10 protein-coding genes are annotated in these 12,321 nt (G+C 52.3%); 6 read left to right on the top strand and 4 right to left on the bottom strand.

From position 1 onward, the window contains the following. Nucleotides 1-34: 34 nt before the first annotated feature. Nucleotides 35-745, bottom strand: a complete 711-nt coding sequence (locus tag RGB73_RS14995; RefSeq protein ID WP_310773932.1) for a GntR family transcriptional regulator — start codon at nucleotides 743-745, stop codon at nucleotides 35-37. 156 nt (nucleotides 746-901) lie between these two features. Here RGB73_RS14995 and RGB73_RS14990 point away from each other — a divergent pair, with 156 nt between their 5' ends. From RGB73_RS14990 to RGB73_RS14970, 5 genes are all read left to right on the top strand, one after another. After that, nucleotides 902-1,651 (top strand): GntR family transcriptional regulator, encoded by a 750-nt coding sequence (locus RGB73_RS14990; RefSeq protein ID WP_310773929.1) that lies wholly within the window; start codon nucleotides 902-904, stop codon nucleotides 1,649-1,651. Between the two features lie 142 nt (nucleotides 1,652-1,793). After that, nucleotides 1,794-2,762: an SIS domain-containing protein gene (locus RGB73_RS14985; protein WP_310773927.1), complete on the top strand. Its 969-nt coding sequence runs from the start codon at nucleotides 1,794-1,796 to the stop codon at nucleotides 2,760-2,762. 108 nt (nucleotides 2,763-2,870) lie between these two features. Continuing rightward, entirely contained in the window at nucleotides 2,871-4,193 is a 1,323-nt protein-coding gene (locus RGB73_RS14980) for an ABC transporter substrate-binding protein (protein WP_310773924.1), read from the top strand. A gap of 82 nt (nucleotides 4,194-4,275) precedes the next feature. Next, nucleotides 4,276-5,151 (top strand): carbohydrate ABC transporter permease, encoded by an 876-nt coding sequence (locus RGB73_RS14975; RefSeq protein WP_310773921.1) that lies wholly within the window; start codon nucleotides 4,276-4,278, stop codon nucleotides 5,149-5,151. A gap of 5 nt (nucleotides 5,152-5,156) precedes the next feature. After that, nucleotides 5,157-6,056, top strand: a complete 900-nt coding sequence (locus RGB73_RS14970; RefSeq protein ID WP_310773919.1) for a carbohydrate ABC transporter permease — start codon at nucleotides 5,157-5,159, stop codon at nucleotides 6,054-6,056. A gap of 61 nt (nucleotides 6,057-6,117) precedes the next feature. Here RGB73_RS14970 and RGB73_RS14965 read toward each other — a convergent pair whose 3' ends face one another. The 3 genes from RGB73_RS14965 to RGB73_RS14955 all read right to left on the bottom strand — a co-directional run bounded on the left by RGB73_RS14965 (nucleotide 6,118) and on the right by RGB73_RS14955 (nucleotide 9,990). After that, entirely contained in the window at nucleotides 6,118-6,939 is an 822-nt protein-coding gene (locus RGB73_RS14965; protein WP_310773917.1) for a PfkB family carbohydrate kinase, read from the bottom strand. A 374-nt stretch (nucleotides 6,940-7,313) separates the two neighbouring features. Further along, on the bottom strand, nucleotides 7,314-8,714 hold the full coding sequence (locus RGB73_RS14960) for a M20 family metallopeptidase (RefSeq protein ID WP_310773914.1): 1,401 nt from the start codon (nucleotides 8,712-8,714) through the stop codon (nucleotides 7,314-7,316). Nucleotides 8,715-8,742: 28 nt separating this feature from the next. After that, the gene (locus RGB73_RS14955) at nucleotides 8,743-9,990 is read right to left on the bottom strand and encodes an MFS transporter (RefSeq protein WP_310773911.1); all 1,248 of its coding nucleotides are present in this window, start codon (nucleotides 9,988-9,990) and stop codon (nucleotides 8,743-8,745) included. Nucleotides 9,991-10,156: 166 nt separating this feature from the next. Here RGB73_RS14955 and RGB73_RS14950 point away from each other — a divergent pair, with 166 nt between their 5' ends. Then, nucleotides 10,157-12,256, top strand: a complete 2,100-nt coding sequence (locus RGB73_RS14950) for a helix-turn-helix domain-containing protein (RefSeq protein WP_310773908.1) — start codon at nucleotides 10,157-10,159, stop codon at nucleotides 12,254-12,256. Nucleotides 12,257-12,321: the final 65 nt, after the last annotated feature.

The following is a 12,321-nucleotide window of genomic DNA, read 5'->3' as shown; positions in this document are numbered from 1 at the left end:
ATTGTAGACTGTGAATCCGTCAAATAGATATGGCTCACGGCTTGTCCGCAATGAAATAGCTCTTTTGTCCGTTGGTGTACGACTTCGTAAATTCCACGACGCGATTCATGCGGTCGCAGCTTTTGCATTCATGCAAAAAGACGGGGCTTCCGGGCGGTACTTGAAGGAGTTTCGCTTCGACATCCCGGACCTTCACCAAAGTCAGCGTCTCGTGAGCCATCTCCAGCTCAATTCCACTCCCCGCCAAAAAGTCGTAAAGCGAATGGATTTGAAAGTCGACGAGCTCGATTTCGCTGACGAGATCGTATGGGACGAGCGTATCCTCCAACGCGAAAGGTTCATCGTCCCCCAGCCGCAAACGAATGATGCGAAACAGCTCCGCCTCCTCGTCGAGGCCGAACACGGAAGCGTATTTGCTCCCGGCCTTGCGCTTTCCCGTGTAGAGAATCTTGCTTGACGGCTTGATGCCCTTCGTCAGAAGCATCTTGCCAAACCCCTGCAGCTTGTATAGATCGGAGCTGATTTTCGAGGGAGCGACGAAAGTGCCTTTTCCTTGCACTTTTTTGAGGAGTCCTTCCTTGACCAACGCTTCAATCGCGTTTCGCACCGTCATGCGGTTCAGCCCGTACATGGCGGCCAATTCCCGTTCCGAAGGGATGGCCTGCCCGAACCCGTATTCTCCTTCTGCGATTTTTTCCCGAATCAACTCGCGCAATTGGACATGCATGGGTACTTTTTTTTCCAACGTCCGGCTCCTCCTCTCCATCCTCTAAGTGTAGCAAGGCGTTCCTCCCTTTTCCACCTTGAATCAGGGCTGAGCTGCCGGGAAAATGCTTGCTCGTTTCAAATGTGATATATTATTATAAGACGATTTGAAATTTTTTTGATCGGAGTCGAAGCGATGAAATTAAATAACGCAAGTCTCAAGCCCCTGTATCTCCAGCTGAAAGAAATTATCAAAGAAGATATCAACCGTGGTGTATACAAAGTCGGCCAGCAGCTCCCTCCCGAAGGAGAATTGTGCGAGATGTACGGAGTCAGCCGGATCACGACGCGCAGGGCGATTACCGAGCTGGTGGAAGCAGGGATTTTGCAGCGCCAGCAAGGAAAAGGCACCTTCGTCACGGCCATGAAGCTGCAACGAGAATTGATCGCCGTCAACGGCTTTTCTGAATTTCTCACGCAAACCGGTAAGTCTCCGCAGCCCCAGATCGTGTCTACGACGATCATGGATGCAGAGGAAGCAATCGCCACCCCCCTGCAAATTCCGCCCGGGACTGCCATTCTCCAGCTGAAGCGATTGCATTACGTGAATGATGTCCCGCTCGTCTGGGAAACCGTGTACTATCCCCTTACCAGATTCCCTGATCTCGAAAAGCATATCGCCGAATCCATTTCGACCTATCAGGTGCTGAAGAAATACTACGACGTCGAGCCGGCGTACAACCTGAAAACCTTGAATGTCATCATGGCCACGCAGGACGAAGCCAAGCTGCTGCGTTGTTCCATCGGCACGCCTCTGTACCAGATCGACAAGGTCGCCTATGATGAAGACGGCCATCCCTTTCACTCCTCGTGTTCACTCATCCCAACCGATCGCGTCACCTTCACGATCAATACCGGCCAAACCGGTCCCCGTCGCAACAATTGACACTGGACGATGCCAATCCAGTGTTTTTTGTTTGCTTTGCAAAACCAGTTTCAGAACAATTCCAAAAAATCAGTTGAATGTATTTTGATATGATGTTATATATTGTTATATAATCACTACATCCATTTAAGGAGGCCTTTCCATGATCCATCCACAAGTACAGCAAGCTTTGGACGCGATGAGCACCCGCACAATTCAAAATGTCTTTCTCGTCGCATGCGGCGGTTCCTCAGCTTTGATGTATCCGAGCAAGTATTTGCTGGACCGCGAAGCGAAGAGCATCGCTTCCGACCTGTACAGCTCCAACGAGTTCATCCATCGCAATCCGGCGACGATCGGGGCTCACTCCCTGGTCATCCTCTGCTCCCACTCGGGCAACACGCCGGAGACAGTCGAAGCAGCCAAGTTTGCCCGAAGCAAAGGCGCCCTCACCGTTTCTCTCACCCATGAACCGACCTCTCCTCTGGCCGAAGCATCCGAGCACGTCATTACATACTCGTATGGGCCAGAAGCTCCGGCTTTCGAGACCAATTACTCGATCATGTACCAGTTGGTCGTCGGACTGCTCTCCATCAAGGAAGAAAATGAGAAGTTCCATCAGCTCCTTCATTCCTTGCAAAGCCTGCAAGCCGTGTATGACCGTGCGAAATCCCAGTTCGCGGAAAGGGCGAAAGCATTCGCTGCCGCTCACAAGGACGAGAAGCTCATCTACACGATGGCAAGCGGCGCCAATTTCGGTGTAGCCTACTCTTTTGCGATCTGCATCCTGATGGAAATGCAGTGGATTCACTCCCACGCGATTCACGCCGGCGAGTATTTCCATGGCCCTTTTGAAATCCTCGACAAAAACGTTCCGATCATCCTGCTGCTCGGTCTGGACGAGACACGCCCCTTGGAAGAGCGTGCCCTGCAATTCAGCAAGCAATACGGTGAAAAGCTCACCGTACTCGATGCCACAGAGTTTGATCTCTCCGGCGTAGATGAGGGTCTGCGCGGTTACATCGCCCCCCTCGTGCTCAACACCGTCTTGCGCCAGTTTGCCAATGAGCTTGCGGAAGCCCGCAATCATCCGCTTTCGACGAGAAGATACATGTGGAAAGTCCCCTACTAATCGGCTGCGTACAAATTATTTGACAATTGCCAATTCTATATCATATTATGATGTTATATTATGATATAGAAGTTTTTCGTTCTTGCCAGATGAAAAGGGGGCACTGTCATGAAGAAGTTTTCCAGATTCGCCACTGGTCTACTGCTCGTTTTTTCTCTCGCAACAGGTTGTTCCACCACTGATTCGGCCAAGCAGCAACCGTCCAACGCTTCCGATGGCAACGCGGTTTCCCCCGCTTCCGGGGACCAAATCACCTTGCGTTTTTTCCACCGCTGGCCGCGCGATCCGGACAAGACCTATTTTGAACAAGTGGTAAAGGACTTCGAAAAGGAGCATCCCCAGATTCACATCGAGACGGAAGCTGTTCTCAATGATGCTTACAAGGAAAAAATCAGCGTACTGCTGGGCACGAACAATCCACCCGACATCTACTTTTCCTGGAGTGGCGAATACGCCTACAAATTCGTACGCGGAGGCAAAGCACTGGATTTGACGAGCTATGCCCAGCAAGACAAGGCGTGGCACGACCAGCTGATGGCGTCACAGCTGGAGCCGTTCAGTCTGGATGGCAAACTGTATGGCGTGCCGCTCACCATCGACGGGAAGACGTTCTTTTACAACAAGGAGATCTTCTCCAAGCTGAACCTGCAAGTTCCGAAGACGTGGTCGGAATTTATCACGACGCTCCAGACGATCAAAGACAACGGGTACACCCCCATCGCTTTCGGAAACAAGGCGCCCTGGGCCTCTTCCCACTACATCGGGACGTTGAACCAGCGCATGGTGGACGAGAGTACCCGCAAGAACGACTACAACCGCGCTACCGGCTCATTCGAGGATCCTGCTTACGTGGAGGCCCTTGCAAAACTGCAGGAGCTCGTCCCGTACTTCAACAAAGACGCAAACGGTTTGGACCATGAGTTCGCCCGGCAGATGTTCATCGATCAAAAAGCAGCCATCCTCTACGCGGAAACGGCTGAAGTCCGCCTGGTAGAACCAAAGACAAAGTTCCAGTGGGGCTTCCTCGACTTTCCTTCCATCGAAGGTGGCAAAGGAAATCCCAACTATTTGACCGGCGCGCCGGAAGGCTTCATGATCTCCGCAGCTACCAAACACCCGAAGGAAGCGTTCGAGTTCCTGAAATATTTGACCTCCAAAGCCCAAGCCGAAAAATTCGTCAAGGAAGTCGGCAAATACAGTGCGGTCAAGGGCGCCGTCAATGAAAGCACCGCATCACCGCTCGGCATCGAGGCCGTGCATCGGGTGACCAGTGCGGAAGGCTTGGCGCTGTGGCTCGACACCGATCTGGATATCAAGATCGTCGATGCTTATCTGGCCGGGACCCAGCAGATGCTGAACGGAGAAAAAACACCGGAAGAGGTCATGCAGGACGTACGCAAGGCAGCGCAGCAGGTTCGCTCGCAGAAATAGCAAGGAAACTTGCCGCATTTGAAGATGACAGTGGAGTCCGACGGCTCCGCTGTCTCTTCCTACACCGTCAAGGGGGGATGGTATGATCCAGCGGAAAATGACCGGTTATTGGTACGTTCTTCCATGTTTCCTGATGATTCTTGTCTTCATCTACTACCCCATCGTCGAAAACATCGAGTACAGCCTGTTCGAATGGAGTGCCTTTTCCCCGGAGATGACATTTGTCGGGCTCAGCCAATACGTGCAATTGTTCCACGACCCGATCTTTTACACGGCCCTGACCAACAACATATACTACGCGATCATCTCCCTGATCTTTCAAGTCTTCGGCGGCCTGGTTCTGGCGGCAGTACTCGAGGATAGGGTCTTTCGAAAAATCTCGCCCGTCTTCCGAACGGTTTTCTTTACGCCCGTCATCATTTCCATCACAGTCATCGCTCTCTTGTTCGACTTCATCTATCATCCGCAGGTCGGCCTTCTGAACGGCTTTTTGGAGGCGATCGGCCTGGAAAGCTGGACAAGAGCATGGGCAGGAGATTCCACGACGGCCATATTCGCGGCAATCGCGGTTTCACAATGGCAAAGCATCGGCTACATCATGATGCTGTTCATCGTCGCGATCCAAAAAATCCCGCAAGAGCTGTACGAGGCAGCCGAAATCGACGGTGCGAGCAAAATCCAGATGTTTTTCCACGTCACCGTACCGCAAGTCAGAGAGATGACGTTCGTTACCTCGACCATTACGCTTGCGGGCGCGTTTACGGTCTTCAACGAAGTCTACATATTGACCGGCGGCGGCCCGGGACATGCCTCCGAGGTACTGGGAACCTATCTGTATCAATCTGCTTTCATCAACGATCAAATGGGGTACGCGTCTACCATCGCCAATGTCATTCTGGCTATCACTCTCCTCATTTCCTTGATCCAGATGAAGCTGTCCAAAACCGGAGAGGAGTGACGAGCATGGACAGAGAATTGGAGACGGTTTCAGAGCGAAGCGCCACTCCCTTCGTGCCTCTCACCAAAAAGAAAAGAGCTTCTCGCTCTTCACTGGCGGGCACCTCTAGTCTGTTTCTTGTTCTGCTTTTGTATTTCGTCGCCATCGCCTATCCCCTCTTCTGGATGGTGATGAGCTCGCTCAAGGAATCCTCGGAAATCTTCAGCGATAGCTGGGGCCTGCCGACTCGCTGGCTGTTCGAAAATTACGTGACGGCCTGGCAGCAAGGCATTTCGGACTACTTCCTGAACAGCGTGATCGTCACCTCTGTCACCTGCTTTTTGACTGTCTTCCTCAGTGCGCTTGGCGCATATGGCTTGACTCGATTTCAGTTCCGTGGAAAACAGGTGATCCTCATCCTCATTCTCGGCGGCTTGATGCTTTCTCCGCAGGTCAGTCTGATCCCGCTTTACAAGCTGATTCAAAACCTGGGACTGTTCAATACGTACTGGGCGCTGATTATTCCATACGTAGCATACCGTCTCCCCTTTACGATCCTGCTGATCCGGGCGCATTTTCTGACCATTCCGAAAGAAATTGAAGAAGCGGCTTACCTGGACGGCTGCAGCAGCTTTGGTGTCTTCACGCGGGTCTTTCTCCCGCTGAGCACGCCTATTCTGCTCACGTCCACCCTGCTTACCGCCTATTTCTCCTGGAATGAATTTCTCTTCTCGATCATCTTCATCGACGACAACAAACTGAAGACGATCCCGTCCGGACTCATGGCTTTCCGGGATATGCTGCAGACGGATTGGGGCGTCCTGTTGGCGGGCCTGACCATCTCGGCCCTGCCGATCATCCTCCTGTTTCTCTTCATGCAGAAGTACTTTGTCAGAGGGCTCACGACCGGCGGGATCAAAGGATAACAAGAAGCTAGATTTATACTCTAGCTTCTTTTTTGTACAGATCGAATTTATCCCATTCCGATTACCCCACTTTGGGTATCCCGTATCCGAATGCTCCGTAATGTCCGCAGGTCTTGGCTGCAGCCGCAGCGGCGAGCTCCAACGCTTCGGCCACATCTCGATGTTGGTGATACTGGATCAGAAACATGGCGATAAAGGAATCGCCTGCCCCCAGGGTGTCCACGACCTCGGTTTCTACGATGCGCTGGCGGTACAGCTTTCCTTCCTCGGAAAAAATCGCGCCCAGCGCTCCGCGGGTAATCCCGACGACCTTCGTTCCCAAGTGATGCGCGCGGGAGATCAACTGGTGGCACTCATCCTCCGAAAGGTCGCTCCCCGAGAAGAAGCCGTAGTCGATGTAGGGGCAGACTCTCTGCAAATACGCTTCTGTCCAGCGGGTAGAAAAGTCAAACGAGATGGGGATCCGCTCCTGCAATGTGGGAAGGTATTGCTCCAGATTGCTGTAAATGCTGGTGTGCAAAAGATCATGGGAGCTTATGTAGTCAAGGTCTTCCTGATTCAATCGCAGTCCCATGAACGCTTGCACCCCGCCGGCATTGGAGCCGACGAACACGCGGTCCCCTTCCGGATTGAGCGATACTACCGCTTCTCCGTTTGGCCCGACGGCTTGCCTGATTCTCGAAATGTCGATGTTTTCGCGAAGCAGGGTCTGTTTGACATGCTCGGCGGCCCGGTCGCTGCCGAGGATCCCGATATAGGAGGAAGAGGCTGCATGGTACCGTTTGCCCATCACCGCCACATTCAAGGCATTGCCTCCCGGAAAGATCTCTCCGCGGTCCTTGTAGTAATCCACCACATTATCGCCAATCGCAATCAGTTTCATAGCCATTCCTCCCCAGATTTACTATTACGTCTTATGACATTATATAATAAACTGAAAAGACAGTCTATTTGTTTGTTTGCTACTTGTACCTAGAGCGCAGAAGAAGCGTTCCGAATCGGACTGGTAAATCAGGTCGTCGAACCGGCTCAGGTGCATGCAGAGGCAGAAGCTCTTTTGATGAAAGTCCTCTCGCAAGCTCCTCTTCCAGTGAAATTGACGTGGGATGCGATATACCGGGGCGGAAATCTCTCGTGGGAAGAGTCCGCACTCCCCTCTCGAATCTCGCAGTACCGTTCGTCACAAGCCACTGATCGCCCAAAATCCCCACTCCAGCAAAAAGACAAGCCTCCGTGCAGAAGGCTTGTCTTTTCCGGTTATCCTTTTTTTACCGGCATGGGCTTGGTTCCAAGCGGGATCAGGGATCGGTATTCTTCTCCCCCCAACTGTTCCTTGTGCTCCGCCTTCGCTTTCTTGATCAACTCGGGATGTTTCATGAGATCGATAGCGGAAGCAGCCATTACTTTCCCCGCCAGCAGCATCCCTTTGTGTGCAATGGACGTTTTCCCTTGCGTCACCAGCTGCCAGCTGTGGAACGGGGTACCGAACGCGCAGGTCGTGACGTAAATTTGCCCCGTCGGCACGATCCAGCTCACATCGCCGACATCCGTGGAAGCAGGGATGAAGCCCGGCTCCACAGAATACGGGTTCACGTTTTCTGAAAGCACTTTGCCGTTTTGTTTGCGGATCGTTTTCTTTTCTTCCTCGGAGAGCGTATCCTGAATAGCTTTGGCGAAAGCCCTCTCTTCCTCGGTATAGCTCTCTGCGCCGATCTGTTCGAAGTGCTTATGCATGAGCGAGCCCAGCGTAATATTGGGGATCAGGTCGGCCGATGCCGCATCGAATTGCATTTCCACCTCGGTCTGTGTCATCAGCGCCGCGCCTCTGGCGATGTCGCAGACGCGATCCAAGATCTCGCTGACCTGATGGGATCTGGGGGCACGAATCTTGTACAAGACCTCCGCCTCCGCCTGGACGACGTTCGGCGCGAAACCGCCCGCATTCGTAATCGCATAGTGAAGTCTGGCTTCCGGTATGATGTGCTCTCTCAAAAAATTGGCCCCGACGTTCATCAGCTCCACGGCATCCAGTGCGCTCCGCCCCATATGCGGGCTGAAGGAAGCGTGACTGCTCACTCCCTTGAATTTGAAATACATCTGGCAAGTAGCGAGCATCCGGCAGTTGTATGCCAGGTTTTCATCCCATGGATGCCAGGTAAACGCGATGTCCACATCATCAAACAATCCGGCCCGGGCCATGTGCGCCTTCCCCCCGCCCCCTTCCTCGGCAGGGCAGCCGTAATACCGTACCGTCCCCTTTTGACCGGTCTGCTCCAGGTAGTGCCGGACCGCAACCGCGGCAGCCAAGGAACCGGCCCCCAGCAAATTGTGTCCACACCCATGTCCGTTCCCGCCGTGGACGAGCGGATCTTTCTCTGGCACGCCCGCCTTCTGGCTCAGTCCAGACAAGGCGTCGAACTCTCCCAAGAATGCGATGACCGGCTTTCCTTCGCCGTAGCTCCCGACTAGTGCAGTTTCAATCCCGCCTGCCTTCCGCTCTACATGAAAGCCTTCTTCCTCCAGCGCTTGGCAAAGTAGCGCCGCAGACTGCACTTCCTCGTATTTGGTCTCGCTGTACTCCCAAATTTGGTCGCTGATGTCGATGAAGTTCTGTCTTTTTTGCTCGATCAAATCGGTTACGAATTGCTGATCGTTCATGTGTCAACACTCCTTGTGAATAGATAGGTCAGAGGGTCTCTCCATCCAGATTTCCTGCTGGGTTCGCTGCGGCTTTGCGGGTGCTGATACTCAGGCCGACGACCAGCACAACAAGGGCAGAGGCGACCAGGAACATAAAAGCGGCATGGTAGTTCTGGTCAAACGCGTTGATCAGGAAGCCGACAATGGTCGGAGTCAGCACGGAACCAATCTGCCCACCTGTGTTGATAATCCCTGTGGCAGTACCAACCGAAGCTTCGCTGATCATTTTCATGGGGAGTACGAACACCGTGATGTTCATCGCATTCAGAAACACGTTGGACAAGGACAGGTAGCCAAAGGCGAGAACAATGGAATCCGTCTGGAACATCAGGAAGAGAAACAGCGCGGAGAAGAAAGCGCCTCCAATAAACATGTACTTCTCGTAGCCTGGAAGGAACTTGTCCAAGACCCAGCCGCTGACCAGGAAGGAAACGAAGCCCAAAATGTACGGGACGGACGAATACAGGCCCATGGACACCATGTCCATGTGTTTCACTTTTACCCAGTACGACGGCAGCCAGCTCTGGAGGCCCCAGAAGACAATGTTCGTGAACATGGCGGCCAGCATGAGTTTCCAGATCAACGGATTCTTGAGCAGCAGCTTGATCGCAGTCTTGTCGATTGACTTGCTGGCAGCCCCTGGATCCTGTTCCCCTTTCTTTTCGCCAGGCTTCAGGAGAAACCAGAGCACGGCCGCCAAAACCACTCCGATCAGGCCCAAAATGGTGAACATCAGCCGCCAGTCAAATGTCGCAATCAACAGCGTCACGACGATGGAGCCGAACATAAACCCCACGGAAGCACCGGCTGATATCACCGATTTGGCGCGGGCCCGCACCTCTTTTTGAAAATGATCGACGATCGCCACCGACGTACTGGCCGGAAAGGCTCCTTCCCCCACGCCGACAAGGAAACGCGACGCCATCAAGGAGAAGTACGATCGCGCTGTCCCCGTCAGGACTGTGGCGGCCGACCAGAGAAAGACGGCTCCGCTCAAAACCTTTTTGATCCCGAATCGGTCAGCCAAATATCCTCCCACCAGCTGCATGATCGCATAGCTGAGGAAAAAGCTGCTAAGGATCAACCCTACCTGATCCGTTGACAGCTGCAACTCCTTCGAGATCGGAATCACCGCGAAATTGATCGCGGTCTTGTCAATGAAATTTAGAATCTGTGCCAAGAACAGCAGCAACAATAAGACGTACTTCTTCTGACTGAACGACCCCTGCTTCATCCGGTTCACTCCCGCCTTCTTTTTTCCAAATGATGTCCCCTTTCAGAATATTCATCATTTGGTTTACCCAAATCTATTATTCAATTAAGATAGGAGGAACACTATGTAGTTTTTAAACGAAAAATCAATCTATACTTGTAGGTTTTTACATAAGGGGTTGAAAGCCATGCAAAATCTCGAACCACTTCATACCTTTCTCAACGCCGCTCTCGTACAGCAGACACCTTATCGGATCTGGATCGGTCATCCGGATTCCCTGGTTCTGTGCTACTCGAATGGCCCCGGCAAACAGGAGCAGCCGCCAAAGCTTCGACGCGACAGTCTGAACCATCCCTATTCGTTTTGGCAAGCGGACAAGGATGCTATTTTTGCGGCAGATGTGGATTTGGATTACCAGATTGTCATTTGCCTTGCGGATACGGACACCGCTCTTCTATCCGAAGCGGAACAGAGCCATCTCTATCTGCTATGCAGCGGACTGTACCATGAGGAGATCCAGAAACCGCTCAAGCGGGATTTGGAAAAAATGATCGACAGCATGCACATGCTCACGTCCACCCTGGACTTGTCCGACCTCTTGCAAAAAATACTCCAGCTCGCCTTGAATGTAATTCCTGCCGGGGATGCCGGCGTTTTCCGCCTGTATGACTCCAATTCCGACCTGTTGACTCCGCTTGCAATCGTCGGGCTTCCTGATGCTTATTTGCACTACAAGACAAAGCCTGGAGAAAATGTCTCGGGCAAAGTGTACGTGGACGGGACCCCCCGTATCTACAACACCACAGAAGAAATGCGTTCCGATCATACCCATCTGTCTTTGGAAAACGAGGAGTTTGTGCGAAACAGCAGGTTTGCCAAAGCAATGATCGTCGTGCCCGTGCTGCTCGGGGAAAGCTGCATCGGAACACTGGCTGTTCTTCAATTTGCGAAGAGCAAGAATTTTACGGAACGAGACCTCAAACTATTGCAGGGCTTTTCATCCCAAGTGGCAATCGCCTACCACAACGCCACCCTCTACAAAGAAGCCCGGACCCATCTGGATGAGGCCACTCAGCTCAGCTCCGCGCTGCATGAGAAAAATCAGTTGCTTGCAAAAAGAATCAGCGTCCACGAGACGCTTACCCAGCTATCCTTGAAAAATAAAGGGATCAACCAGCTGATCGCCGCCATCAACCGGATGCTGGACAGGCCTGTCGCCTACGTCGATTTTCTGGATACCGGTATTTATCCGGGAAAGAGCGACCCATGGCCCATCCAATTCGACTGGGTCTCCGCCTATTTCGATCACCAGCGAATCGAGGCGGGAACCGCGAGTTTTTCTCAGCAAGATTACTTTCTTTACCCGATCGTCATCGGATCCGTGCTGCTGGGCTGCATGATCGTCAGGCTGTCCAGCCCCCTAACGCAAATGGAGATGGTCACAATCGAGCAAAGTGGATCGGTCCTCGCGCTGGAGGTCGTCAAAAACATCTCGATGACCGAGTTGACCTACAAGAAAGCGCACAACTTTTTCACTCAACTGTTGGAAAAGCAGGATCCCGACAAGCTGCTTTCACAAGGGCTGTCTCTTAACTTTAAAATCGCTTCCTGCAGTTTTGTGGCGTTCTGTGAAATCCCGGGCTCGTTTGAACCGTACGAGGTGGAGGCGAGAATCCAGCGATTTTTATCGATAGTCAATCAAAGACTGTCAGTTGTGAACAAACTGATTTACGGGTTTCATAACAAAGTAACCTTGCTGTTTTCGGTTCAAAATGAATGGGAAATCAAAATGGTCATCTCCCAGTTGATGGCCATCGTCAACGAATGGAACCAAACGGCTTCGCACTTTTTTTACGGGGGGATCGGAACTGCCTACAAAAATATGGAGGACATCGCGAAGAGCTATGAGGAAGCGCAAAAAACCGTTTCGTTTTTGCTGGGGAGAAACCAATCCGGTCTGATGCGCTACGAGGAAATCGGGGTCAATCGTTTCTTTTTGAACCAATCCGAACAAGAAATCGAGAAGTTTACCGAAGAGATTTTTCTCCCTCTGCGCTCCGACCAACAGACGAGCAACGAGCTGGAGAAAACGCTATTGGTCTACATCAGCTCCAACCGCTCAGCAGCTGCCACCGCAAAAAAGCTGCATATTCATATCAATACGCTGTACCAGCGTTTAAAACGGATCGAAGAGAGGCTCGCGCTCAGCTTTGACAGTCACGAAGATATGTTGAAAATACAATTGGCTTGTCATTTAAGAAGCAGCAGATTCGCTGAAAAGCCATAAAAAAACGGGCAGTGCGCATTCCGCCTGCCCGTTTATCCGCTCTCGTTTACAAAGCCGTCCAGCCG

Source organism: Brevibacillus brevis, assembly GCF_031583145.1.
Lineage (GTDB): Bacteria > Bacillota > Bacilli > Brevibacillales > Brevibacillaceae > Brevibacillus > Brevibacillus brevis_E.
The sequence above is the reverse complement of the archived record's forward strand: the minus strand, read 5'-3'. Positions and strand labels throughout refer to the sequence as shown.